The organism is Bacillus sp. OxB-1, assembly GCF_000829195.1.
In the GTDB taxonomy this organism is placed as follows: Bacteria; Bacillota; Bacilli; order Bacillales_A; family Planococcaceae; genus Sporosarcina.
In genome coordinates this window covers 3,099,650-3,124,684 of sequence record NZ_AP013294.1, presented here as the reverse complement: position 1 = coordinate 3,124,684, position 25,035 = coordinate 3,099,650, and the positions used below count along the sequence as shown (strand labels likewise).

Below are 25,035 nucleotides of genomic sequence, written 5' to 3'. Positions count from 1 at the left end.
CGTGTACGCTGCTAATTTCTTGCCGAGGCTGATACCTGGTTGCAAGTGCTGATACCTTGGCGCAAATGCTGATAACTTCGTACAGACGCTGATAACTCCCCGCAAGCTGGATGACCAGCTGTGTTCATACGTCCGAGTTGCGCGCTCATAATTCGCGTCCTCTGCCCATAAAACGTGAGCTGCGCTTATAACTCTGAATCCGCGCTCATACCTCCGCGCCTCGCGCTCATAAGTCCACTTGCCGTGCCCATAAAACGTGGGTTGCGCCCATAAGCCCTGGTTGCACGCTCATAAATCCTTGTCGCCTGCCCATAATTCGCCCCCCGCGCTCATAAGCCCAAGTTCCAAGCCCATACTCCGCGTCCCGCGCTCATATCCCCGTGTTCCGCGCTCAAGTCCGCGTCCCGTCTCCCATACCCCCACACCAGTTCCCCTCGAAAACAAGCTTTTTCTCACAGGTTATGATAGAATGATAAGGCTTACATTCTACAGAACATTATGAAAGAAAGTGGGGAAGTTGAATTGATCAATTATGAGACTATTCGTGAATTGAAAACCAAGTTTGAGAAAAAAGAGGTTTCTCCTGTTGAAGTGACGAAGCAGATGTTGAACCGCATCCATCAATTCAAAGACCTGAACGCTTTTATTACCGTCAATGAAACGCAAGCTTTGAAGCAAGCGGAACTATCGGAAAAGAAATATGCGCTAGGCGAACAAATCGGGTTCCTGGAAGGAATTCCGATCTCGTATAAAGATAATTTGTCTACAGCCGGTTTGCGGACGACGAGCGGGTCGCATATCGACGAGTCGCTCGTTCCGATGAAAAACGCCGGTATCGTGGAAATCCTTCAAAATGAAGGGGCGGTCAATCTCGGAAAGACGAATATGCATGAATTCGCATTCGGTATCACGTCGAACAATCCGTTCTACGGCCCAGCCAAAAATCCTTGGAACCCGGAGTATACGCCGGGAGGATCCAGCGGGGGATCCGGTGTCGCGGTGGCCGCTTCGCTTGGTGTCGCATCGATCGGCACGGATACAGGTGGATCCATTCGGATTCCGGCAGCTGCCTGCGGCGTAGTCGGATTGAAGGCAACGCATGACCTGATCGACTCTACAGGCGTGAAGAATATTTCCTGGACGCTCGACCATGTCGGACCGCTCGTGAAAAATATGGACGATCTGGCCTTCATGATGGAAGCGATGACAGGGGAAGACTTTTCGACATTCCTGAATGAGGACATCCGAGGATTGCGGATTGGCGTGCCGAATAATTATCTAAATGAACGGATGGATGATGAAACCGCTGCCTTGTATGAAAAATCACTCGAACAGTTGACTTCATTAGGGGCCGTGCTGATCGAAGTGGATATCCCATTCTCGAACGACGATCTGGGACTTCTGACAGTGCTTGCCGTATCGGAAGCGGGTTATGTCCATGACGCCTATATCGATAAGCCGGAATCCCGCTTCGGAGCGGATGTCGAAGCCGTCCTGAAATCGAGCCGTGATATTTCCGCATTGCAGTACATGCAGGCGTTGAAGAGAAAAGAGGATTTGCTAGCGCAATTCGAAGAACTGTTTACGAAAGTGGATGTCATCGTATCCCCGGTGACACCGTCGTCCTCACAAAAAGTGGGGGTGGACGAATTGACGATTCACGGGCAAACCGAAGATATTTTCAGCGGCATGATCCGCTATCCTTCCGTATTCAATATGACGGGACAACCGGCCTTGTCCGTGCCGCTTGGCTTAGGGGCAAATGACTTGCCGGTCGGTCTTCAGTTCGCCGCAGCTTCTTACTGTGAGCCGATCCTCATGCGTGCAGGTTTTGCGTATGAACAGAATTTCCTGAAGGAGTTTTACGCCAAACGTGATCAACTGCTTGCTGCGGCTCCGACTTTGTCTTAATAGGAAAAGCCATTCCACCGGCATCTGCTTCGGTGGAATGGCTAACTTGCAGATTATCTCTGGATTCCGCCAAATTCTAAAAGCCATTCCACCAACTGCTGCGGTGGAATGGCTTGTTTTCATTTCCGGAAATAAATCCATTGTCCTTCTTCGAATCTGCGCTCGCACTTTCCGGCACGGCGTAAGTATTCCAAATGGGCAATCGTCTCCCCGATGGCAAACCGTGTTTCATGGACGGTTAATTGCTGCTTGAACAGGCGGCCGCAAGCTTCATAAACAGAAATCGGCTCTGCTATTGCTTGCATTGTGTCTTCCAATCGGTCTTCGTGGTGGCTGATGATTTCATCAATCCGTTCATTTGCCCCGGCGAACGGTTTTCCATGGGACGGGATGACGTAACCGATATCCAAGCGTTTCAGGCTTTCCAATGAAGTCAAATATGAATACAACGGATTTTCATCCCCGTGGAACCAATACGAAATATTCGGCGTGATTTTCGGCAGGATATGGTCCGCGGAAAGAAGGACACCCTCTTCCTTATTATAAAAGCAGACCATGCCATCCGAATGGCCCGGTGCATGAATGACTTCATATTCATACCGGCCGATCGGCACCTTTTCACCTTCCTGAAAGTGATGGTCGATCGTCGGATATGGTGTAACGAGCGGGATGAATTCTGCTGTGTTGCCGACCATTTCCCGGGCAATGTTCTCCGGTATGCCTGCTGTCAAATAATGCCCGTACAAATCGTCGACATAGGATTGCTCCCAGACAGTCAACGCGGAACGTGCGTCCACCTCGCTCATGGAGACTCGAGCACCGGTCGTTTTCTGAAGCTGTCCCGAATGGCCAAAATGATCGGGATGGTAATGGGTGATGAACAGATCGGTAACTTTTCGGTCCCCAATCCGCTCTTTCCACACATTTTGCGTGTATGTATTGTTCAAACCGGCGTCGATGATCGTCCAGCCGGCTTCCCCCTCTGCCATGAAACAATTCACGTGATTCAGGCGGAAAGGCAAGTCAAGCCGCACCACTTCGATTTCCAATTTCTCCAACATGAAAATTCCCCCTTAATCCGTAAGTTCTCTTTTCATATGATCCACCAACCGCGCCGCGACGGAAAAGTCATGTGTTTCGTACAAGGACCGCGCGCCGACGGGATCTTCGATTTCATTCAACAACCAGCTGCCGTCGGGCAATAAAAGAAAATCGATGCCGACATAGTCACTTTTGAGTGCTTGTGTAATGGTTTGTACCTCTTTCGTCTGTGCGACATCCAGCTCGAATTTGGCGATGGAGCCGCCCAGCGTGTAATTGGATTTGAATGAATCCTGTCCTTTCCGCAAAACAGCGCCGAGGACTTCATTGCCGAGCATGAAGACCCGGACATCTTGCGCATCCGTTTCAACAAATGGCTGCGCGATGATGGAGCGTTCTGCGAACTGGCGTAAAAACGTTTCCGCATCCCGAACGGAGTGGCAGAGGAAAACTTCGGCGCCGCCATGTCCATCGGTCGTCTTCAGGACGCATGGATAGGTGCAGATAGCGTCCGCCGTTCGGATTTTCCTTGTGGGGACGGCAGGTATCCCGAGCAAGGCGGCCAGTTCGAATGTTTTATATTTATCATTCGCAATCCGATTTACTTCCGAACGGTTGAAGACCCGGATTCCGGCCGCTTCCCATCGAGCCGACAGTTCGGAATCCCTTCTTCTGGATAGAATAAAATCGAACGGCTCATCCGGCATTCCGTCATCTGTCCACAAATCCAGACTAATTCCGACTTTTTTCGCTTCATTTAATAGGTCCTGGATAAATGCACTGTTCCGTTCCGCTTCGATTGCGGTATATGCCAGAAGCCCCCTCACGGCAGTTTCCTCAATATATAGGCAATCATGGCATCCGCGACATTGATGCCCGTCACGTGGTAAATATTGCGGATATGGGCGGCGGCGTTCACTTCACAGACGAGAGGCCCGCCATCTTCGCCGTACAGCAAGTCGACACCGGCAAATTCAGCCCCGACCGCCTTGGCGGCCCGCATCGCAAGTTCGCGCTGTGCGGGAGTGAGCTCCACCGGGGTGGCGGTGCCCCCGTTCGTAATATTGGCCCGGAAATCGGTTTCGGATGCACGGGCCATCGCTGCGACAATTTCATCTCCGACGATATTGACCCGGACATCCCGGCCCCGACTTGACGCGATGAATTCCTGGAAGACATAATCGACGCCGCACAACGCGTCGGTCTTTTCAAAAAACTGTTCCTCGGTTTCCACGAGATAGACTTTCATTCCGAAAGAGCCGCGGCCTTCCTTGATGATCATCGGCAACCCGAGCTCGTCCAGAACCCTCTCGTAATAGCCCGATTCCCGGATGGTGAAGGCAGGATAGACTTTCGGCGCGATGATTGTCCTTGGCATCGGGATGCCGTGCCGCGCCAGCTCCAAATACTGTTTCGCCTTGTTGTCGCAAGTTTCGATGACATCCGGGTCATTGAAGATCGGGACCCCCAATTGTTTCAGATAGGTCGCCAGCAAAATATCCTTGTCGAGAAAGACGACAAAGTCGGGAAGGCCAATCGGCTCCTCCTGCAAGTCCATCAGCACTTCATGATTCTTCTTTGCGACCGCGGCCACGCCTGCGCGCTCCGCGGCCTCACGCAACAACTCCGCCTGATCGCTGAACTTATCGCTCGTCAGGCTGCCGTTATAGATTACCCAGCATGTACTCATTCGACTGTCCTCCGACCATGCTATACTTGTAAAGTATCATTGACTTCTGAACTAATCTTACCATATGGAGGGATTCGATTGATTCCTAAATTGGACGAATATAAAGAACGTTGGGCCATAGCTAGTGAAAATACGGTGAAACCCGGGTTGAAAAGCATACAATCCGCCTTGAATAAAGTCGGAAATCCGCAAAAGCAGTTGCAGGCGATCCACGTAGCCGGGACAAACGGCAAAGGCTCGACGATTGCATTCATGGAGTCGATCTTGCGGGAGCATGGGCATTCGACGGGTGTGTTTTCATCTCCCGCAATCGTTGATGTCCACGATCAAATCCGGCTGGACGGCGTTCCGGTTTCCGAAGAGGAGTTGAACCGTTCCTTTTCAGTAATGAAAGAGGCGGGACTCAGCGGCATGCTGACCGATTTCGAACTGCTGACAGCTGCAGCGTTCGTCACTTTTAGCCTGCGGAATCCCGATTATGTCCTGTTGGAGACGGGGATGGGCGGCGCTTTGGACAGCACGAATGTCGTCACGCCGCTCGTTTCCGTCATCACGTCTGTCGCACTGGATCATACGGCGATCCTCGGTGACACGATTGAAGAGATTGCGGCGCAGAAGGCGGGCATTATCAAACAGGGGATCCCGGTAGTCACGGGGCCTTTGACAGAGGAAGCAATGAAAGTCGTCTCCAATATTGCACAAAAGTCGGCAAGCGATCTCTTAGTCTGCGGTACCGATTTCCAGATTGATGCAGGGGGACCGACAGAAAAATTCAGAGGGACAGAGAATTTCGGAATAGCCGGCCGGAAGATGAAAGGCCCCCATCAAGCGATCAATGCGGCAATCGCCATCCAAGCCTTGCTGGCGGCCGGCATCCCGCTTCAAGAGGGTAAGGTTAGCCAGGCGGTTGCAAAGGCTGGGCTGGCCAATCGATTTGAGGAAGTGGCGCCGGGTGTCTATGTGGACGGCACGCATAACCCAGCTGCTGCACATGCACTCACCAAGACGATCGAGCAGGAATTCCCGGGAGAGAAAGTGGATTTCATCATTGGTATGCTGAAAGGGAAGGACATTGAAGGAACGCTTGATGCCTTGGTGCCGGTGGCCGCGTCATTCTCTTTCCTGGCATTTTCCCATCCGCAAGCGGAAAGCCCGGAGAGGATGATGGACCTTTGCGATCATCCGAACAAACGGGTGCTAAATGATGTGGATGGACGTATACTACTAGAAACAGAAATGAATCGGAAGAAAATAGTAACAGGTTCACTTTATCTTTTGGTAGGTATTTATAATCAATTAAGAGGAAAATAAGGCAATTTATATAGTTGGTTATTCCTTATTGTGGTAGTATCTTATTTATATCAGGAAAGTCTGTAAATTGAGAAAAGGGTAAGGAAGGACGGGTTACATGATGGGGAAAACGAGAAAATCCATTGTGAAAAGCTTCTTCGTCTGGCTGTTGATCGTCCCTGTTGGTTCTATTTATCTATATACGGCTCATCCGCCCCCCGACTTGGACAGGATGGCCGTTTTCCTGTTCGCAGCTCTTGGTTTCCTCACCATTTATAGCACGATGGATCATCGAGGAAGGCCGGTGTTCCTAGTTCTATGGCTGACAATTCCTGCATTTTTATTATACGGCGTATTTGTCGAGATGGTCATCATGCAGCTGGCCGTTCTCGCATTTTTGTTATCGGAAAATTCGCGCTCCATTTGGTACGTTCTTTTCTTCAATTCGACAATTGTTTTTCTGCTCTCCATTTCGGCGGCAATAGCCTTCCACCTTGCCGGGGGCCAAATCGGAGCGGAGGCATTTTGGCCGACCGCTTTCGCCGTCTTGGCGTATCAGCTAACACATACCGTCTTGAAGGAAGTCCTTCTTAGACCTTTTGGATTTCTGCAAAAGGATCCGCGGTCATTTTCCGATTTGGAGAGGATTCTGATCATTGCCAGGACGTTTGTAATCATCCCGCTTGCTTTGTCTTTATTTTACCTGATCCAGTCGGTCGGGTGGGGGGCGTTCTTCCTGCTTGGCATGCCCTTCTTCCTCATCATGATTGTTATCCGGCTTTATACGGATAGAGAAAAAAGCAATTATTATTTACGGCAATCGGGGATGATCGGCCGCGAGCTATCTGATCTTTTGGATGAAAATGAAATCATGGATCGCTTCGTGGAAAAAGCGGCAGATCTGTTCAAGATGGAGTATGCGATTTTATTCGACCATCAAAAGAACTGGTTGAAGGTGGAACGGTATTTTGACCATAGCCGGTATATCCAAGTGGATTTTGTCCCCTTGGCGTCGGGCGAGGGGATTGCCGGAAGGGTGTTGAAGAAGGACAAACCTGTTATTTACCGGAGCCGGGACGAGTGGAATTATTTCACGATTAATCGAGCGCCGGCTGATATGGAAAGCATGATCGGCGTGCCAATCAAACGTAACCGGCAAACGGAAGCCGTGCTATTATTGGCAGCCAAGAAAAAGCGGGCTTTCAATGAAAACCAATTGAAAATCCTCGATCTGCTCTGTTCCTATTTCACCGTTTCAATCGAAAAGGCGCGTTATATGCAAGACGCAAAACTAGTTGGTGAACGGTGTGTATTGACCAAGCTATATAACTATCGATATTTGGAAGAATGTCTGGACCGGGAGATGCAGCGAGTGAATGACGGGTCGCTAGCAGCCCTGTCCGTCATCATGCTCGATATCGACCATTTCAAAAAGGTGAATGATACGCATGGGCATCAGGGGGGCAATGATATCCTCTGTGCGCTAGCGGAAATGCTGAAGGCGCGTACACCGGAGGGATGTACAGTAGGGCGTTATGGAGGAGAGGAATTCGTCTTTATCATGCCGGGCTGGACGCAGGATGACGCATATCAATTCGCGGAGAATCTCCGAACGGAAGTGGCCGGACATGTTTTCCGTCTGCAATCGGATTTGGGCGAAGAAGAGATGCAGGTGGAAGCGCAAGTTACAGTAAGCATCGGTGTATCATCGGCCCCCGAAGATGCAGATGAAGCCATCGCCTTGTTGCGGAACGCGGATCGGGCCTTGTATATCGGCGCGAAACAAGCGGGGCGGAACCGGGTGGCAGCCTATCGGAAATGAAGGAGGGGAAGGATTTGACAAGAAGTAGACAATGGATACTATTTCCTGTTTGGTTGGCAACCGTCCCGTCGATTATTTATTTGTCGTGGAATCATTTCCCTTCACAGGCAATCGACCCAGCCACTTTTCTACTAATTTTGGCAGCTCTCATTTGCCTCGCCCTATTTCCAATCCAGGTGAATGAAATCAAAATCACATTGGATCGATGGATAGTATTCGCTGTGTTCTTCCTGCACGGTGCGTTCGTAGAGGTGATCATGATGCAAATTGCGCTCGTCTTTTTACAATGGCGGACAAAATCGGAGATACCCCCATTGCAACGGTTCTTGATAAACTCGACAATGTTTGCGGTCATCTCTGTTGTAAGCGCTTTCGCATTCGGGCTGGCAGGGGGCACGCCCGGACTCTTGGAATATAGGACGCTTGTCACGGCAGGAATCCTCTATGCGGTCGTTTACTCATTGATGAATAGCGCATTATTATTGGTATTTTCCAAGTTGGCGGGCAGGTCGTTCCGTGCGATGAAAAAGGCGGCCACCTGGGATTTCCTGTTGACGATGCTGTCATTGCCATTGGCCATCTCTTTCTGCATATTGGCAGCACGTTTAGGGAATATCGCAATTTTTTTGACGGGGATCCCCGCCATCCTCATCTTGTTGGTTGTGCAGCTGTATCATAAATCGGATCGCCTACAAGCGAAATTATCGTCCGCAACGGAAATCGGCCATGAGCTGGCAGACCGGCTCATGACCGAGGAGGTTTTCGAGACGTTCATACGGAAATTACGGAATGTGTTGGAATATGACCAAGCTTATTTATTCGATTTTCATCATCAGAAGAAAAGAACGTTTATCTATAGTACGGATACAGGTTTTCTGCAGAACGAAGCTTGTGATTTTAGGGACGACCCTGTCCATTCATTCGGCGGCCGCATCGATTTGGAAGAGATCCGGATCTATCCGAATCGGAAAGCGGTCGAAACATTACGGCCGCTGGAATTCGAGCAGACTACCGGAAGCGTGTTGACAGCGCCGATCCATTGGAAAGGGAAGACGGAAGGTGTTTTGATGGTGGCTTCCGATCGACCCTATTTCTTCGGGGAGTTGGATAAAGAGATCGTCCAACTGTTGACCGGCTATTTCGCAACAGCTGTGACGAAAGCGAAATTATACGAAAAGACCATCGAGAAAAGCGAACGCTGCGGGTTGACCAAACTCCATAATCTGCGCTACTTGCTCGGCAGGTTGGATGAAGAACAGGTCCGCTATGATAATGGCGAGATTGGTTCCATTTCCGCAATCATGATGGACATCGACCATTTCAAATCCATCAACGACACATACGGGCACCAAAACGGCAATGACATCTTGGTGGAATTCGCAAAACTGCTGCGCGGATTCGCAGGGGAAGATCGGATACTGGCCCGCTACGGAGGTGAAGAATTCGTCCTGATCCTGCCGGAAATGGAAAAGGAAGAAGCGATCCTCCTCGCCGAAACCATCCGCGCAGAAGTCGCAAGCCTCATTTTCCGCATCATTCCCGACCTTACGGAAAACCGCGAACCAATGGATGTCCAAATCACCCTCAGCCTCGGCGTCTCCGCCATCCCAGAAGACGCCAAAGACAGAAATCACCTACTGCGCAATGCGGACCGTGCGATGTATATCGGCGGGAAGCAGGCGGGAAGGAATCGGGTGGGGGTTTATGGGGAAGAGTTGGTTGGGAGTTTGGCGGCGGGGGGAATTAAGGGTTGTTAGCTTCCCTCAAAAACAGAGCTCACAAAGATAAATGTTAGATAATGTAATTTTAAGGGAAAAGGCCGTGGTGATACGCGGTCTTTTTTTGTTACAACTATATTCCTAATCAGCACGCTTTTTAGTGACAAATTTCTTCATATCTATGATAATAGTAGTAATAGATTAGTGGAAGGAGAGATTGGCCAATGCATAAACATAACAGACTGCAGAGTCAAAAAGGTCTGACTTTAGTGGAAGTATTGGCCGCTATTGTTATACTTGGGATTTTTTTTGTCGGATTCATGACCGTTCTTCCTCAAATGACCAACTTCAATACGAAGACAGAAGACAAGTTGAAGACGATGAATTTGGCTAAGAAGGAATTGGCGGAGTTAAAAGTTTCAAGGGATCGGTTACTGGAAGATGACGTCAATGTATCAGATGTCAAAGATGAAGAAGATAATTTGAAAATAAAACGTTTTATTTATGAGGAAAGCCCATACCAATATGAAGTGGATTACTATATTAAACCTGATTTAGACGGGGACGACCAAAGCGTATATGGCAATAATATAGATGGTATGGTCTCTCTTAATAAATTGCATATTAAAGTAAAGAAAAAAGGGAAAGTTATAAGTGAAACGTATGGTTACATTCTAGAGTAAAATTAGTCATGGAAAGGAATGAAAAAGAAAATGAGCAACGAAAAAGGAATCACACTTGTTGAATTGCTTGCCAGTCTTGCACTCCTTTCCATGGTAGTAATTTTAATATGGACAACTTTCTTTATTACGGCTAGATATAACATTGCTGAAACGACAAAATTGCAACTTCAGCAAGAGGCCAATTACATATTAACTACCATTCAGCAACAACATAGGTATAAAGAGTGCTATAACTTAAAGGTAGAAGGTCAGAGATTGGTGTTAGAGGACTGTGATACTGGAGATAGAGAATTGGTTAGCTCGGGCTTTGATTATACTTTGAACCCTGAAGAAATAGATAATATCAATCCCGATGATGAAGATCTTCATTTTATCCTGTCCGTGAAGGACCCGAAAGAGGGAAGTAAATTAAAGGTGAAAGTAGAAACTACCATTTCACGATACAGGCCATGAAAGGGGAATGAAAATGCAATATAAAAGAGGTGAAAACGGTTATGCCTTAATAATCGTTTTGTTACTCATTGTTTTTATTTCCATTGTTTCTGCAGTCTTCATGAGAGGCTCACTTAGTAATGCGAAACAGGAAGCAGTTGTCGATTCCAATAATCTGGCCATTGTGGCGGCGGAAATGGGAATTGAATATTATCGAAACAATTTGTTGAATGCTTTTAATAATAATATAAATGATTATTTAATGGAAACTCAAGCTGAGATAGAACATTTATATTTGAATCAAGATAGTGTTTCTGAAGATAAGTTGGATTCTATTTATTCTCTCCTAGTAGACAAAGTGGCTACATTACTAAGAAGTTCTCAAGGTAACCCAAATCAATCAGTTGATGACTCGGCCGATTTGCGATTTGAACGGACGGAGTTTATTGTGCTGCCTGACGAAAATTCTGTTTCTGTGAGTGGAGAAGTGACAGGTATTAAAGGTGATTCGGTTTTTCGGGACTTGAGCATGTCGATGACTTTTTATATCCCGGAATTGACTTTTAAAGATCCAACGGATGACTCTCCGGGAAGTGGAGGTAGTGACAAAGACGATGGGGCTATCCCCACCCCCCCTAACAATGACGTCAAAAAGGTATATGGTGATTATAAAATAATGAATGGTCCTTACAAACAACAAGAGGGTAGCTTGCATGTCAAGGGCAATTTAACCGTAGAACCTGGAAATAATAAGAACGGAACTAATATCAATTTATCAAAGGATCTATATGTAGATAAAATTCTTGAATTTCAAAACCATGCGTGTGTAACTATCCAAGGCAACTTCACAGTGTTAAATAAGATTAATCTTGGTAATAAAGCTTTCTTCTTTGTATACGGAGATGCGTTTTTGCCTAAATCGGTTAGTATTCATAATAATTCTAAAATTTATGTTACAGGAAACGTATATATAGAGGGGATTTTACAAAAACCAAAGCCATTACAGTATCCAAGTGTACCCAAAACTAATTCTAGTTGCACTTTACCGGGAGCGGGAAAACCGGATGATAGTGGCAAGGAGAAAGACCCCTTAGCAGTACCGAAGTTTGAAGAAATCTGGTCGACTCCCGACCTTGAGGTTGAATACCTTCCAAATAAATTGAATAAAAAATGGAGGTAGCCAATGCTTTATTATACACTTGTATTAATAGTTGCTGTCATAACATTTCCCTTGCTCTTCTTATTGTTTGCTAAGGGTAAGGTTCAGAAATCTATGTTTTGGAGCTCACTCTGCGGGCTGTCCATTGCCATCATCGGCATCTTCCTCCAGCAAAACTTATCTCTCTACTACGCCCTCCTCGCCATGGTAGGGTTGGTGTTTGCCGTCTCCGTTTTGCTGGCAAAGCGCCAAGAACGGGTAGGAATGGAGGAGTTGTCACCTGAATTAAAGGAGCCGGCCGTCGTGTTGCCGACGGAGTCAATTCGTGTGGAGGAAGAAGTGGCCGCTACGACATCGGGTGAAGCCGATGACGAATTCACATTGACTCCGTTGGAAGATGATTTAGACCGCTGGATGGCGGCGGATCAGAATGATATTTCATCAGGGCAGGAGAGGAAGGGGAAGCGGGATGAACAGTAAGACCTTTTTAAGAACTTTTCTGGCGGTGCTAGGTGCGACAGTTTTCTTCTACGGGTTTTCTTCTGTAGGTACTTTAGCGTACACGAAAATTGTTTCGCCCGTGAAGCAATTCAAGGAAAATACATACATAGGCCCGTTCGATGTTCGTGGCTTGGATGAGCATGGCGCGAAAGACAAGCTCGCCGGTGATTTTGCAGAGTTGCACGGAAAGCTCGGTGCTGAACTGACGTACCAGGACTCGACAGTGGAATTGCCTTCAGAGCTGATCACATACGACGTAGATCGGACAGTTGACCGCGCCGTTCCAGGTGAAGAGAATCCAATCATTGCTGAAGTATCGCAGGAAGGGCTTCGAACTGTCTTGGACCAGCATTTCTCCCATTTGAACTGGACGGATGATGATGTGGAGACGGTCTCAAAGGGAATCGAATCTAAACTGGAGAGCGGAATCGTCCCAGTAAACGTACATATCACTGACTTTCTCGACTCAACCTTTGGGGAAACGGAGGTAGCTTCTTTCGCGATTGAAGGGATTCAGTTTTCTTCCGCCTTGGAACAACTGGCGAACGAGATTGACGGGACTGCTATCGAGTTCAACACGGCATTCTCCATTATGGAGTTTGCAAAAATGGATGAAACGGTCACTGCAACGAACGAAGATTTGACTTTGCTTGCTTCCGCTTTATACGGAGCCGTTTTGCGTACAAATCTCGACGTCGTGGAGCGGAATATTGGCAATGCGTTGAATCCAGTCGTTCCGGCAGGTTTTGAAGCTGCAATCAATCAACAGCTTGGTCTTGACTTTGTAATGCGGAACCCGAATCATACGCCGTTCCGTATCAAGATGGAAGTTACAGGAGACCGAATCCGTGCGGCCCTCGTCAGTCTTCCATTGCAATATACATACGAGCCGTATGTAGCTAAGACGGAGAAATTCAACCCACGTACTGTCCGTCGCTATAGCGCTTCGGTACCTATTGGACAAGTGCAACATGCGGATGAAGGGCGTGACGGAATGGAAGTGACCGTCAATCGTCAGGTTTTGGATGACGGCACTGTTGTAGAGGATGAGCCTGTTTCATCGGATTTCTATGCTCCTGTACCGATTATCGAAGTTCATCCGCTCCAACAACAATCGGACAATGACGGAACTGGGGCAGATGGTGATGGTGGCGAAATTGACAATTCCGAACCGTTACCGGATACGAATGGTTCTACTAATGGATCAAGCAACAGTTCTAATGGATCTGGTCCAAGCTCTAGCAACGGGACAAGCGGCACAGGTTCTAATGAGAGGAATTCAGGGAATGGGTCTACCAATGGAACATCAAACGGAGCCTCCGGCGGAACGGGTAACGACTCAAACACGAAACCCGGCCATACGAACGGAAAACCTTATGTCCCACCAGTAGATGACGGAAATCGGTATGACAAAGGCGGCAATCTCATCAAATAAGGAGTGGGTGACAGATGGCGACAACACGAAAACGGTTAGGGGACCTGCTGGTGGAATCCGGCTTGATCACGGAGGAACAGCTTCAGTCCGCCTTGGCGGAAAAGCCCCGTGACCAGAAGCTCGGCGACCTTCTCCTGCAGCGCGGGTACATTACCGAGCAGCAGCTGATCGAGGTGCTCGAGTTTCAGTTGGGGATCCCGCATGTCAATCTGTTCCGTTATCCGTTTGATCCGAAGTTGTTCAACGTCGTACCGAAGGAATTCGCGAAACGGAATCTTCTTGTTCCTTTGAAAGCGGAAGAGGATAAATTGTTCGTCGCAATGGCGGATCCGATGGACTATATTACCGTTGACAATCTGCGCCTGTCGACGGGTTTCCAAATCGAGACGGCCATTGCCTCGAAGGACGATATTTTACGGACGATCTCCAAGTATTACGACGAAGAAGCGTTCGATGAGCTGTTCGTCGAGCAGCCGATTGAGGCGGGTGATCCTCAGGAGGAACTTACGGATCTGGATTCACCGATCGTTCGTCTCGTTAATCAGCTCATGTCATCCGCAGTCACTCAAAAGGCGAGCGACATCCATATCGATCCGCAGGAAAATCAAGTTGTCATCCGTTTCCGTGTGGACGGTATGCTGAAGAATGAACGATTCCTGCCGAAGTATATGCAGGCGATGATCAGCGCCCGTATTAAAATCATGGCGAAGCTTGACATCACCGAGCACCGGATTCCCCAAGATGGTCGAATCAAAACGACAGTTGATTTCCGTCCGATCGATCTTCGGGTTTCCACGTTGCCAACGGTGTTTGGCGAGAAAATCGTCATGCGGATTCTTGATTTAAGCAGTTCATTGAACGACTTGACGAAGCTCGGTTTCAATCGGATCAATTTGGAGCGTTTCCTCGAGCAGATTACAAAGCCGAACGGGATTGTCCTAATTTCCGGTCCTACCGGTTCCGGGAAATCGTCGACATTGTATGCGGCATTGAACCGACTGAACACGGAGGAAGTGAATATCATCACTGTCGAAGATCCAGTCGAATACCAACTTGAAGGAATCAATCAAATCCAAGTGAATCCGAATGTCGGGCTGACATTCGCGGCCGGATTGCGCTCGATTTTACGGCAGGATCCCGATGTTGTCATGGTCGGGGAGATCCGGGACCGGGAAACAGTGGAAATCGCAATCCGCGCAGCATTGACGGGACATCTTGTATTGAGCACCATCCATACGAACGACTCAATTGCTTCGATCACCCGGCTGCTTGATATGGGCGTCGAACCGTTCCTCGTGACGTCTTCTTTGAATGCGGTAATTGCCCAGCGGCTCATCCGGCGCGTCTGCCGGGATTGTAGAAAAGAGATGGCTGCAACTGCAAGGGAAAAAGAGATTTTCGCGAAAAGGGGCCTTGAGATTGAAACGGTCATGCGCGGTTCAGGCTGCCCGTCCTGCAATATGACGGGGTATCGGGGACGGGTTGCAATCCATGAAGTGCTCGTTATCAATGACGCGATTCGGGATATTATCAACAACAACGGATCGATTGCCGAGTTGAAGGATGCGGCGATCCGAAACAAGACGATCTTTTTGATTGACGACGGGTTGCTTAAAGTGAAGCAAGGGATCACGACGACGGAAGAAGTGCTTCGCGTCTCGTTGATTGAATAGGGGTGAGGGCAATGAAGCAAGTGATCGACAACTTATTGACAGCGGCGTTCAAGGCGAAGGCGTCCGATATTCATCTGACCGTCGGCGTGCCACCGATATTCCGGGTGCATGGTGATTTGAAACGGTACGGAGAAAATCCGGTAGATGAAAATTTCACAGAGTCCGTTGCCCAATTGACCGTACCTGGAAAATTATATAGTCAGTTCAAGGAGCATGGCCAAATCGACTATTCGTATGAAGTGGCAGGCGCTGCGCGGTTCCGGGTGAACGCATTCCAACAGCGGGGCAATGTCTCCCTTGCGTTCCGTACGATTCCTACGCAAATTCCGACCATCGAGGATCTGCAGATGCCGCCGACGTTAAAAAACTTGGCCGAAACACGCCAAGGGCTCATTTTGGTGACGGGTCCGACCGGGTCGGGGAAATCGACAACATTGGCTGCGATGATCCGCTATATCAATGAATCAATGCGACGGCATATCATCACGTTGGAAGATCCGATCGAATATGTCCATCAACACGGAGCCTCCATCATCGATCAGAGGGAAGTCGGATTCGATACTGATTCCTTCGCGGCCGGCTTGCGGGCTGCATTGCGGCAGGATCCCGATGTCATACTTGTCGGGGAGATGCGGGATTTAGAGACGATTTCGACAGCTATTACCGCGGCAGAGACTGGTCACCTCGTCTTTGCGACACTGCATACATGGAGCGCGGCGTCGACAATCGACCGGATCATCGATGTATTTCCGCCAGGACAACAAGCGCAAATTCGCGTGCAATTGGCAGGCGTGTTGACAGCTGTCATATCCCAGCGTTTATTCTCGACAGCGGATCGACAAGGTAGACGGGCGGCGACCGAGATCATGATCAAGAACCCGGCAATCGCAAACTTGATCCGTACGGAGAAGGTTCATCAGATTCCGAACGTCATTCAGACGAATCGAGGGGCAGGGATGCATATGATGGCGATGTCCGTCAAAAACTTCCTTGATCAGGGGATCATCACGTATGAAAACGCTAGGCCTTATATAGAGGGTGAAGAGTAAAGATGGCCCGATATCGTTATGAGGGAAGGGACTACCGATCGATCCGCAAGGGTGTTATCGTGGCAGCCGATAAGAGGGAAGCGACGGAAAAACTGAAAAAGCAGGGTATCCGTGTCACCAACCTGACGGAACAGGCAGAGACGACATTGACAAAGGAAATCCATATCGGCAAACCGGTGAAACGGGCGCAATTTATCATGTTCCTGCGCCAATTCTCGACGCTGTTACGCGCAGGTGTGACCATTGTGGATGCCATCCGGATCTTGTCCGTACAGGTCGAATCGAAGCCGTTCCGAAAAATTCTCGTGGCGGTCGGGGACGACTTGCGTGCGGGTGGTTCACTGTCCGATGCGTTCGCCAAGCATCCAAAGGCGTTCGAGCCATTAGTCGTCAACATGGTCCGCGCAGGCGAGATATCGGGGACGATCGATGACTCGCTGGATCGGCTCGCAATCCATTTTGAAAAGGCCTATCAGACGAGACAGAAAGTCATGTCGGCACTGTCTTATCCAATTGTTGTCGGAATCGTTGCGATAGGAGTTGTTATCTTCCTATTGACTACCATTGTACCGATGTTCGTTGATATGTTTGATAGTATCGGCGGGGAGTTGCCGTGGTTGACACAATTTGTCATGAAGGCAAGTGAGTTTGCGGTTCATTATTGGTATCTGTTCGTCCTGTTGGTCATCGCTGTTGTGGTCGGTGTCATCCTTTTACGCAACAACAAAGAAGGTAAACTACTGCTTGACACATTTTTGTTGCGGCTGCCGATTTTTGGAGACATCATGAAGAAATCGGTGCTTGCAACGATGACAAGGACATTGAGCTCATTGTTTTCCAGCTCAGTCCCGATTTTGCAGGCGCTTTCCATGGCGGAAAAGGTCGTGGAGAATGAAGTTGTTTCACGGGTCATCGCGAAGTCAAGGGAGTCGTTAGAACGTGGTGGTTCGTTGACAGAGCCGATGGATGGTCATTGGGCGTTTCCGCCGTTAATTCCCCATATGATTGCCATCGGGGAACAAACTGGTTCTTTGGACTCCATGTTGGCAAAAGTGGCGGATTTCTACGAGAAGGAAGTCGACGCCGCGACAGATAGATTGAAGGCGTTGATTGAGCCAATGATGATCGTTCTGCTGGCAGGACTCGTCGGGACTATTGTCCTCGCAATTTTAATGCCGATGTTCGGTATGTTTGAAAACGTCGATTCCCTGTAATAGGACATTTGATAGATTTAGTCAAAAAGACATAAAAGTAGTAAAAAGTTAGTTTGCTAGATTCCTCTTCATGGTATAATAGTAGTGTAAAGGCAGTAGTAGACAATTAAGGAGGAACACACATGAAAAAATTCTTGCAGAAACGCATGAAGAATGAAAAAGGTTTAACGCTCGTCGAGTTACTGGCAGTTATTGTAATTTTGGGGATTATTGCGGCGATTGCGGTGCCTTCGATTGGGAATATCATCCAAAACACGAGGGAAAAAGCGTTTATTGCTGATGCACAAAATGCTTTGTCAGCTGCAAATCTATACTTTACGGAGAAAAATCCAGCCGATAATGACGAAGTTGAATTACAGGATTTAATAGACGAAGGATTTTTTAATGATGTTGGTTCTCTTGAGACTGCAACAGTGACTTATAAAGCGGATGCTGAAAATACTATTAGTGCTGGCGGAACAGCTGGGAACACTAGTGTTGCGATAACCGACAAAACAAATAGTGATCTTTCTGAACAAGGAAGAGAGGCACTTGATTAAATCTTCCCGTACCAATTTTTGAAGACATTTAGTTTATGATATTTTATTACAACCGATCATTTTTTAATTCTTAAAAGCCTTTTTGAATTTGTATTTCACATTTGATTTAGGGGGAGAAATCTATTTTAGATTCTCCCTTCCTTTTTTATTTGAACTTCATATTATTCTATAATGACGAACATACTTACATGAACTATTTATATTTGGTATGATTAACTTATTTAGTCAATAGATAAACCAAGCTTCCCACCAGGAGTTGACCCTATGTCTATCTTTTCCCGCCGCAAAAAGACGGCTTCCCTAACAATTGAAGAAGATGCCATCCGCTTCGTACGGTTAAAGTCGCTGGATCCGCTCATTGTCGATGTGGCGGAAGAGGTTCCATTACCTCTGAACGTCGTAGCGGATGGAAAGATTGTGGATTCCGAAAACCTTGCTGCGATTTTAGAGAGTCACTTGAAGCCGTGGGGGATCGCCCGGCGATCGGTGCAGTTCCTAGCGCCGGATTCGTACGTAATCATCCGCAAGGTCGGTTATCCAACTGACGTAAAGGAAGAGGATCTAAAAGGGTATTTCTTCATCGAAATCGGTTCGACGCTTTATTTGCCTTTCGATGATCCGGTGTTCGATGTTGTGAAATATACACCGAGCACGGAGACGAATGAGGCGATTATTATCGCTTCAAAGGAAAGCGTCCTTGCCGGTTATGAAAAAGTGCTAGAGAATGTGAAGCTCGATCCACTTGTGGCCGACATCGCTCCGCTTGCACTTTATCGCCTGGCGTACGCCCAGCACCGGTTCACTGGGAAGGAGCATGTCTTGATTGCGGACTTGCAAAAAGGAAAGATGACGGTGTCGATTTTCCACGAGCATTTTCCGTTGTTCATGCGTCCGGTCGAGCTGGAGACTTCTTTCTTCCCTGGGGCATCCGTTGGGGATACCGTCCCACTCGGTTCCATCGTCGGGGAGCTGGAGAAGCTGATCAATTTCTACCGCTATAATCTTTGGAACGGCACCGCCTCAATCACCCATATTCTGATCAATGGCGATTATGTCTCCATGAACGAGCTGCTACAGGTCATCCGTGAACGGCTGGATGTACAAGCCTCGACCTTACTTAAACGACCATTACAACTTGCGACAGGCCAATCCCTGCCAGCCGCGTTCAATCGGACGATCGGGCTTGCGCTAAAAGAGGTGTAGCGATGTTAGTCGATATTAATCTATTGCCTGAAAAGGAGAGGGAGCGTTCGACGCTTCTGTTAGCTGCACTGGCCATTCTCGGTGTGGCTGTTTTGTTTTGGGGCGTCTTGTTTTTCCTTTCTAATAAGTTGGAAGATGAAACGGCGGATTTGCTCTTGCAGCAGACCGCTTTGCAGGAGGAGCAGCAGGCCGTCCGTGATCTTCTTCCTTCTTCGGAGAATCTGGATGCACGGAAGCAGCTTGCTTACACGGTCGAATGGGCTGAATCGTTCCGATACGAAACTGTTCCTCTTCTGAAAGACCTGATCCAGGCATTGCCGGAACGCGGGTTTTTTCGTTCGTTCGAATTCACAGCTCCGAACTTGGCGACCGTTGTCGTGCAGTTTGATGATAAGCCGGAAGCCGCCCATTATTACGCGCGGCTCGCCTCCTCGGAATACATAGAAGGCCTCGTTCTGGAATCGGTGACGACAGAAACGGTGACGGAGGAAGAATCCGACGTCACGCATGATGTGATGCCGCGCTATCTTGCCACTTATGTGATTTCCTTTATTGACGAACGGGGCGTGTCACCCGCATCTGAAGGGGAAGCGGAGGAAGAAGGAGCTGTTGAAGAGGCAGATACAGAGGAACCGGCTGCCGACGTGACGGATGCGGAACCTGAACCGGATGAGGGAGGGGATCTAAATGAGTAGTTGGTCAAAACGGCAAAAGGAAGGGGCACTCTTGGCCTTGTCCATCGTGTTCCTCATCGCCCTTTGCTTATATTCCTATTTCCTCATCTACGCCCCAGTAAAGGAAGCGAACGACCAGATGAAGCAGACGATCGCCAATGAACGGGATGTCCTGTTTGCGCTTCGCAAGCAGGCTGCCGGACAAGCGTTGTCGAATGAAACCTCGGGAACTTCGCAGCCATTGCAACGAAAGGTCCCTGTCAAGCCATTGGAGGAAGCGGTGCTTCTGCAAGTCGAAAAAGCGGAAGTCAAATCGGGTAGTTTTGTGCAAGATGTGACATTCACCCACAGTGATTATGTCATCGAAAATCCGCCCGAACACGTAGAAAATGTCAGCCGGTTGCTGACGGAAGTGTATTTGGAGGCCGTATCCTATTTGGATGTCCAGAAGTTCATCGATGAAATCGAGAAGATGGAGCGGGTCTACGTGATCGAGTCCATTATGATCGATGCGCCGGAAGAGCTCCGTGACATGGAATCGGAAGTGGAGCCGATGCAGATGACGATTGCTTTCAATGCGTTTTACCGCGGCGATCTTATCGAGCTGGAACCGGAAGCACCGAAGACGGATGCACCGCTGCCAGCCGACAAGGCGGACCCGACGCCGTACAATAGCGGAGTGGTTCGGGAGGACGAGAAATGACCGTGCTTTGGACGTCGTTCTTTTTCCTCTACGGCCTCATCTTCGGTTCCTTCTTCAACGTCGTCGGCTTACGCGTTCCGAAGAAGGAGTCCATCGTCTCGCCGCCGTCGCATTGTACCCAATGCGGCAGGCGGCTTCGTGTGCTTGACCTCATTCCGGTGTTCTCATATCTGTTCCTAAGGGGGAAATGCAGGGGATGCGGGACGAAAATCAGCGCCATCTATCCGTTCATGGAGCTCATGACAGGCGTGCTATTCGGGCTATCCTATTATTTACTCGGGTTCCGCCCGGAGTTGGTCATCGCGATTTTATTCATGTCGATGCTTGTCATTATCACGGTGTCCGACCTCGCTTATATGCTCATTCCGAATAAAGTGCTCCTGCCGTTCGCCATAGTTCTTGGGGTGCTTCGGCTGTTCATCCCCTTGGCCCCATGGTGGGATGCGTTTCTGGGGGCTGCGGTGGGCTTCGGCGTGTTGTTTTTAATCATGGAGTTGTCGAAAGGCGGCATGGGGGGCGGCGATGTTAAACTGTTCTTCGTCCTCGGACTCGTGCTCGGCACGAAATTGGTCCTCTTGACGCTATTCTTTGCGTCTGTCATCGGTTCGATTGTCGGCCTTCTCTTTCTGAAAAAGACGAAACAAGGACGGAAGACGCCGATCCCCTTCGGCCCATCCATTGCACTTGGCGCTGTCCTGTCCTATTTCTGGGGGGCCGATTTTGTCAATTGGTACGGCAGTTTGTTCTTTTAAGTCATAAAATTTCCTCGAACAAGGCGACACACGTCTTGTTCTTTTTCATGCCTGTTTTGTTACGGTTACTTATAAAAGCGAAGTCGCTTGGCCGAGGCTGGGCACGAGAGCTGAATACCGTAGAACGGGGTGGTTGGACATGAAGTTCGGAAAACGTTATTCCAAGATGACCGTTTTTGCTGCGATGCTGCATGGGGTGCTGGTCGGAATCGCCGCAGTCGCGGTCATCGGATTTTTGATGATCGGCACGAAAGGGAAGGAGACGGCCGGCTCAGCAACGCCGGAAGTGCCGACGGGGGGCCCGGCACCGGTCGAGACGACGGCGCCCGCAGAGGAGCAGCCGATCCGCATGTACGCGAAACAGCATGGCGCCTTTTCTACGAGCGAAGCCGCGGCTTCGTTCATCGCGGAACAGCCGGACCTCGCAAAGGCCGCTATCATCCAGGCGGACAATCAGTTTTATGTCTGGTCCGCAATCGGTTTGGAGGAAGGCGACATCGAGGCGAGCGAATCGGAAGGGACCTACCGGAAGACGTTTTCCGTCGAAACTGCTGCATGCCAGTCAGTAGGGGCGGGCCAATTGAAAACGGTCCTGACGGAGACCGATATTGCCAAAATCAAAACTTTGGCGAGTCCGGAGAAGGGTGCAAAAGAGGATGCCCAGGCGAAGGGGTTTGCCCAGAATCTCTCGGCCATTACGGCATTTACAGAAGATTTGAGGATCGTGCGGCTCCACCTCCTCTCCCATTATTCGCATACGGACCGATGTGCCAAAATTTCGTTTTAACGTCGAAAAACAGGACAAAATGAAATTGTCGGCGTTTGGACACAATTCATTTATCCGATATGATGGGATAAAGGAGGTTGGGAACAATGAAATTCATGGCTACAAAACCGGTCATTCTGGCATCGGGATCGCCGCGTCGGAAGGAACTGCTCGGTCTGCTCGGCTTTCCGTTTGAAGTCATTCCGAGCCACGTGTCCGAAGATTTGGCGATCGACGATATGGATGGGAGGCAATATGTCGAAGCGTTGGCCAAGGAAAAAACGATGGCGGTCGCTCAATTGCATGATTCGGCCATCGTCATCGGTGCGGATACAATTGTTTCTCTGGACGGGCGGATTTATCCGAAACCGGATGATGCGGAGGAAGCTAAACGCTTTTTGGAGGAGCTATCGAATAACACCCATACTGTCACGACAGGGGTCGGCATCTACGTCAATGGCGAAGTCGTCACATTTTCCGTGGAGACAAAAGTGACTTTCCGGGAGCTGGACATCGCCCTTATCGATGCTTATGTCGCATCAGGGGATCCGATGGACAAGGCGGGGGCGTATGGGATCCAGACGGCGGGCGCCCTGTTCGTGGACAAGATCGAGGGGGATTACCATGCGGTCGTCGGTTTGCCGATCGCCGAGCTGGCGGCCCGTTTACAAGGGCTTGGATTGATTTCAATAGGAGGACCTGTCCATTGATGATTGATCTCGAACAAGAGGTGGACGTCGATCTGGACATGGAACCGAAACTGATGATCCGGGATGTACATATTGCGGATCGGCCACGCGAGCGGCTCATCCGGCAAGGGGCGGAAAGTCTTTCCAACCAGGAGCTGATCGCCATTCTGCTGCGGACTGGGACGAAGGAGGCATCCGTCCTCGTATTGGCTAATCGGATCTTGTCCACATTCGATAAGATCCAGGATTTGAAATTTGCGACAATCGAAGAGATGACATCCGTAAAAGGGGTCGGCAAAGCGAAGGCGGTACAGCTTCTCGCGGCTGTTGAGATCGGCAAACGGCTGTACCGGCAACATTCGGAAGGCCGGTATGTCATCCGTTCGCCGGAAGATGCCGCCGCCTATCTCATGACCGATATGGCGTCCTTGAACCAGGAGCATTTTGTCGTCCTGTTCCTCAACGTCAAAAACGAAGTGCTTCATAAGCAGACGGTGTTCATCGGCAGCCTGAACTCTTCCATCGTGCATCCAAGGGAGATCTTCCGCGAAGCCGTCAAACGGTCGGCCGCTTCTATCATTGTATCGCATAACCACCCTTCCGGGAATCCGGCGCCGTCGCCAGAGGACATTGAAGTGACGAAGCGGCTGACAGAGGCCGGATCGATCATGGGCATCGAAGTGCTGGACCATGTGATCATCGGCGATCATAAGTTCATCAGTTTGAAAGAAAAAGGATATATGTGAGCTGCGCCAGTGGAAAGAACTTTTTCCACTGGCGCTTTTTCAGGGGTATAATGTAATGTGAACAGCGGGAAATGGAATTTGCTGGACTGGGACACTAGGCGTTCGTTCATAGAATCAAGATAGGATATATGTGACACTGTGAATTTGTCCTCCATTCCGTTATAATGTGTTGTATGATTTTAACTTGGTTCAGCCAAATCTTTGTACAACACTGATTTGCTTGTTCAAGTTTCAACTGCCGGGGGATTTTACATTTCGCCGAGCGACAATTGATGAATGCCGTCCTGAACGGTTTAGGAGAAAGGAAGAACAATCTTGTTTGGATTTGGATCAAAAGATGTCGGGATCGACTTGGGAACTGCGAACACTTTAGTTTTTATAAAAGGGAAAGGCATCGTATTGCGCGAGCCTTCCGTCGTTGCAAAAAATACGGTGACTGGTGAAATCGTGGCCGTTGGGAGTGCTGCGAAAAACATGATCGGCCGGACTCCTGGCTCTATCGTCGCTACACGTCCGATGAAAGACGGAGTCATCGCTGATTTCGAAACGACGACAGCGATGATTGAACATTATATGAAAGAAGCGGGGAAAGCTTCCGGCGGTTCCTTCAAAAAGCCGAATGTCATGATTTGCGTACCGTACGGCATCACATCCGTCGAGCAGCGTGCGGTCATCGATGCATCCCGTCAAGCGGGCGCAAAAGATGCGTTCACCATCGAGGAGCCGTTTGCCGCTGCCATCGGGGCAAACCTACCAGTTTGGGAACCTACCGGCAGCATGGTCGTCGATATTGGTGGAGGTACGACGGAAGTTGCGGTCATCTCACTCGGCGGTATCGTGACGAGCGAATCAATCCGTGTCGGTGGTGACACGATGGATGGGGCCATCATCAGCTACATACGGAAAACGTACAATCTGACGATCGGTGAACGGACTGCAGAGGCGATCAAGATTGAAATCGGTTCTGCCAAAGTGTCCGGAAAATCCGAAAAGATGGAAATCCGCGGGCGCGACCTGTTGACTGGCTTGCCGAAAACGATTGATATCAGTTCAGATGAAATCGTCGAAGCGCTGCGCGAATCGATTTTGCAAATCATCGACGGCGTGAAGAAGACGCTGGAAACGACACCTCCTGAATTATCGTCCGACGTCATGGAGCGGGGCATCGTGTTGACAGGCGGGGGAGCTCTTCTCCAAAACTTGGATAAGGTCATCTCCGACGAGACGAACATGCCTGTTTTCATCGCCGAAGACCCGCTTGACTGTGTCGCGATCGGCACGGGCAAAGCGTTGGATAATATTGAGATCATCAAAAAAATGCAAGCGAGATAATTAAGGGAGGATT

24 protein-coding genes are annotated in these 25,035 nt (G+C 49.1%); 21 read left to right on the top strand and 3 right to left on the bottom strand.

The window, feature by feature from the left end:
- The first annotated feature begins 522 nt into the window (after window positions 1-522).
- Window positions 523-1,911 carry an amidase gene (locus tag OXB_RS15610; RefSeq protein ID WP_231860325.1) on the top strand — a complete coding sequence of 463 codons (1,389 nt, stop codon included), beginning with the start codon at window positions 523-525 and terminating at the stop codon, window positions 1,909-1,911.
- 119 nt (window positions 1,912-2,030) lie between these two features.
- Here OXB_RS15610 and OXB_RS15605 read toward each other — a convergent pair whose 3' ends face one another.
- The 3 genes from OXB_RS15605 to OXB_RS15595 are packed head-to-tail and all read right to left on the bottom strand — an operon-like array spanning window position 2,031 to window position 4,642.
- Window positions 2,031-2,972, bottom strand: coding sequence for an MBL fold metallo-hydrolase (locus OXB_RS15605; RefSeq protein ID WP_041075356.1), 942 nt, complete (start codon window positions 2,970-2,972; stop codon window positions 2,031-2,033).
- Between the two features lie 12 nt (window positions 2,973-2,984).
- Window positions 2,985-3,779: an ATP-grasp domain-containing protein gene (locus OXB_RS15600; RefSeq protein WP_084212505.1), complete on the bottom strand. Its 795-nt coding sequence runs from the start codon at window positions 3,777-3,779 to the stop codon at window positions 2,985-2,987.
- Window positions 3,776-4,642, bottom strand: a complete 867-nt coding sequence (locus OXB_RS15595) for an ATP-grasp domain-containing protein (protein ID WP_041075355.1) — start codon at window positions 4,640-4,642, stop codon at window positions 3,776-3,778. The genes OXB_RS15600 and OXB_RS15595 overlap by 4 nt, the downstream gene beginning before the upstream one ends.
- A gap of 78 nt (window positions 4,643-4,720) precedes the next feature.
- Between OXB_RS15595 and OXB_RS15590 the strand changes: the two genes are divergently transcribed.
- From OXB_RS15590 to OXB_RS15495, 20 genes are all read left to right on the top strand, one after another.
- Window positions 4,721-5,953 (top strand): bifunctional folylpolyglutamate synthase/dihydrofolate synthase, encoded by a 1,233-nt coding sequence (locus tag OXB_RS15590; RefSeq protein ID WP_041075354.1) that lies wholly within the window; start codon window positions 4,721-4,723, stop codon window positions 5,951-5,953.
- A gap of 100 nt (window positions 5,954-6,053) precedes the next feature.
- Window positions 6,054-7,754, top strand: a complete 1,701-nt coding sequence (locus OXB_RS15585) for a sensor domain-containing diguanylate cyclase (RefSeq protein ID WP_158333753.1) — start codon at window positions 6,054-6,056, stop codon at window positions 7,752-7,754.
- 14 nt (window positions 7,755-7,768) lie between these two features.
- On the top strand, window positions 7,769-9,511 hold the full coding sequence (locus tag OXB_RS15580) for a GGDEF domain-containing protein (RefSeq protein ID WP_158333751.1): 1,743 nt from the start codon (window positions 7,769-7,771) through the stop codon (window positions 9,509-9,511).
- Window positions 9,512-9,696: 185 nt separating this feature from the next.
- A complete protein-coding gene (locus tag OXB_RS15575) occupies window positions 9,697-10,155 on the top strand; it encodes a type IV pilus modification PilV family protein (RefSeq protein ID WP_041075351.1) in 459 nt (152 codons plus the stop codon).
- A 30-nt stretch (window positions 10,156-10,185) separates the two neighbouring features.
- Complete coding sequence (locus tag OXB_RS15570) at window positions 10,186-10,608, top strand: prepilin-type N-terminal cleavage/methylation domain-containing protein (RefSeq protein WP_041075350.1); 423 nt, start codon at window positions 10,186-10,188, stop codon at window positions 10,606-10,608.
- Window positions 10,609-10,621: 13 nt separating this feature from the next.
- Window positions 10,622-11,767 carry a hypothetical protein gene (locus tag OXB_RS18120; RefSeq protein WP_052484105.1) on the top strand — a complete coding sequence of 382 codons (1,146 nt, stop codon included), beginning with the start codon at window positions 10,622-10,624 and terminating at the stop codon, window positions 11,765-11,767.
- Between the two features lie 93 nt (window positions 11,768-11,860).
- Window positions 11,861-12,226 carry a hypothetical protein gene (locus tag OXB_RS15560; protein ID WP_144399727.1) on the top strand — a complete coding sequence of 122 codons (366 nt, stop codon included), beginning with the start codon at window positions 11,861-11,863 and terminating at the stop codon, window positions 12,224-12,226.
- Window positions 12,216-13,682, top strand: coding sequence for a VanW family protein (locus OXB_RS15555; RefSeq protein WP_041075348.1), 1,467 nt, complete (start codon window positions 12,216-12,218; stop codon window positions 13,680-13,682). Before OXB_RS15560 ends, OXB_RS15555 begins: the two co-directional genes overlap by 11 nt.
- Window positions 13,683-13,696: 14 nt before the next feature.
- Window positions 13,697-15,355, top strand: coding sequence for a GspE/PulE family protein (locus OXB_RS15550; protein WP_041075347.1), 1,659 nt, complete (start codon window positions 13,697-13,699; stop codon window positions 15,353-15,355).
- Between the two features lie 11 nt (window positions 15,356-15,366).
- Entirely contained in the window at window positions 15,367-16,404 is a 1,038-nt protein-coding gene (locus tag OXB_RS15545) for a type IV pilus twitching motility protein PilT (RefSeq protein ID WP_041075346.1), read from the top strand.
- Between the two features lie 2 nt (window positions 16,405-16,406).
- Window positions 16,407-17,618, top strand: coding sequence for a type II secretion system F family protein (locus OXB_RS15540; protein WP_041075345.1), 1,212 nt, complete (start codon window positions 16,407-16,409; stop codon window positions 17,616-17,618).
- A gap of 122 nt (window positions 17,619-17,740) precedes the next feature.
- Window positions 17,741-18,157 (top strand): type II secretion system protein, encoded by a 417-nt coding sequence (locus OXB_RS15535; protein ID WP_041075344.1) that lies wholly within the window; start codon window positions 17,741-17,743, stop codon window positions 18,155-18,157.
- A 264-nt stretch (window positions 18,158-18,421) separates the two neighbouring features.
- Window positions 18,422-19,360, top strand: coding sequence for a type IV pilus biogenesis protein PilM (gene pilM, locus OXB_RS15530; protein WP_041075343.1), 939 nt, complete (start codon window positions 18,422-18,424; stop codon window positions 19,358-19,360).
- A 2-nt stretch (window positions 19,361-19,362) separates the two neighbouring features.
- Window positions 19,363-20,055 carry a PilN domain-containing protein gene (locus tag OXB_RS15525; protein ID WP_041075342.1) on the top strand — a complete coding sequence of 231 codons (693 nt, stop codon included), beginning with the start codon at window positions 19,363-19,365 and terminating at the stop codon, window positions 20,053-20,055.
- Complete coding sequence (locus OXB_RS15520; RefSeq protein WP_052484104.1) at window positions 20,048-20,737, top strand: hypothetical protein; 690 nt, start codon at window positions 20,048-20,050, stop codon at window positions 20,735-20,737. The genes OXB_RS15525 and OXB_RS15520 overlap by 8 nt, the downstream gene beginning before the upstream one ends.
- Complete coding sequence (locus OXB_RS15515) at window positions 20,734-21,489, top strand: prepilin peptidase (protein ID WP_041075341.1); 756 nt, start codon at window positions 20,734-20,736, stop codon at window positions 21,487-21,489. Before OXB_RS15520 ends, OXB_RS15515 begins: the two co-directional genes overlap by 4 nt.
- Window positions 21,490-21,628: 139 nt before the next feature.
- Window positions 21,629-22,276, top strand: coding sequence for a hypothetical protein (locus OXB_RS15510; RefSeq protein WP_041075340.1), 648 nt, complete (start codon window positions 21,629-21,631; stop codon window positions 22,274-22,276).
- Window positions 22,277-22,362: 86 nt separating this feature from the next.
- The gene (locus OXB_RS15505) at window positions 22,363-22,965 is read left to right on the top strand and encodes a Maf family protein (RefSeq protein ID WP_041075339.1); all 603 of its coding nucleotides are present in this window, start codon (window positions 22,363-22,365) and stop codon (window positions 22,963-22,965) included.
- Window positions 22,965-23,690 carry a RadC family protein gene (radC, locus tag OXB_RS15500; protein WP_052484103.1) on the top strand — a complete coding sequence of 242 codons (726 nt, stop codon included), beginning with the start codon at window positions 22,965-22,967 and terminating at the stop codon, window positions 23,688-23,690. Before OXB_RS15505 ends, radC begins: the two co-directional genes overlap by 1 nt.
- A 315-nt stretch (window positions 23,691-24,005) precedes the next feature.
- Window positions 24,006-25,022 (top strand): rod shape-determining protein, encoded by a 1,017-nt coding sequence (locus OXB_RS15495; RefSeq protein ID WP_041075338.1) that lies wholly within the window; start codon window positions 24,006-24,008, stop codon window positions 25,020-25,022.
- The last annotated feature ends 13 nt before the right edge of the window (window positions 25,023-25,035 follow it).

Bases quoted from the DNA above. Each gene is read 5' to 3' on its own strand.
- OXB_RS15605 (WP_041075356.1), bottom strand. From the start codon at position 2,972: ATGTTGGAGAAATTGGAAATCGAAGTGGTGCGGCTTGACTTGCCTTTC.
- OXB_RS15595 (WP_041075355.1), bottom strand. From the start codon at position 4,642: ATGAGTACATGCTGGGTAATCTATAACGGCAGCCTGACGAGCGATAAG.
- OXB_RS15585 (WP_158333753.1), top strand. From the start codon at position 6,054: ATGGGGAAAACGAGAAAATCCATTGTGAAAAGCTTCTTCGTCTGGCTG.
- OXB_RS15575 (WP_041075351.1), top strand. From the start codon at position 9,697: ATGCATAAACATAACAGACTGCAGAGTCAAAAAGGTCTGACTTTAGTG.
- OXB_RS15570 (WP_041075350.1), top strand. From the start codon at position 10,186: ATGAGCAACGAAAAAGGAATCACACTTGTTGAATTGCTTGCCAGTCTT.
- OXB_RS18120 (WP_052484105.1), top strand. From the start codon at position 10,622: ATGCAATATAAAAGAGGTGAAAACGGTTATGCCTTAATAATCGTTTTG.
- OXB_RS15560 (WP_144399727.1), top strand. From the start codon at position 11,861: ATGTTTTGGAGCTCACTCTGCGGGCTGTCCATTGCCATCATCGGCATC.
- OXB_RS15555 (WP_041075348.1), top strand. From the start codon at position 12,216: ATGAACAGTAAGACCTTTTTAAGAACTTTTCTGGCGGTGCTAGGTGCG.
- OXB_RS15550 (WP_041075347.1), top strand. From the start codon at position 13,697: ATGGCGACAACACGAAAACGGTTAGGGGACCTGCTGGTGGAATCCGGC.
- OXB_RS15545 (WP_041075346.1), top strand. From the start codon at position 15,367: ATGAAGCAAGTGATCGACAACTTATTGACAGCGGCGTTCAAGGCGAAG.
- OXB_RS15540 (WP_041075345.1), top strand. From the start codon at position 16,407: ATGGCCCGATATCGTTATGAGGGAAGGGACTACCGATCGATCCGCAAG.
- OXB_RS15535 (WP_041075344.1), top strand. From the start codon at position 17,741: ATGAAAAAATTCTTGCAGAAACGCATGAAGAATGAAAAAGGTTTAACG.
- pilM (WP_041075343.1), top strand. From the start codon at position 18,422: ATGTCTATCTTTTCCCGCCGCAAAAAGACGGCTTCCCTAACAATTGAA.
- OXB_RS15525 (WP_041075342.1), top strand. From the start codon at position 19,363: ATGTTAGTCGATATTAATCTATTGCCTGAAAAGGAGAGGGAGCGTTCG.
- OXB_RS15520 (WP_052484104.1), top strand. From the start codon at position 20,048: ATGAGTAGTTGGTCAAAACGGCAAAAGGAAGGGGCACTCTTGGCCTTG.
- OXB_RS15515 (WP_041075341.1), top strand. From the start codon at position 20,734: ATGACCGTGCTTTGGACGTCGTTCTTTTTCCTCTACGGCCTCATCTTC.
- OXB_RS15510 (WP_041075340.1), top strand. From the start codon at position 21,629: ATGAAGTTCGGAAAACGTTATTCCAAGATGACCGTTTTTGCTGCGATG.
- OXB_RS15505 (WP_041075339.1), top strand. From the start codon at position 22,363: ATGAAATTCATGGCTACAAAACCGGTCATTCTGGCATCGGGATCGCCG.
- radC (WP_052484103.1), top strand. From the start codon at position 22,965: ATGATTGATCTCGAACAAGAGGTGGACGTCGATCTGGACATGGAACCG.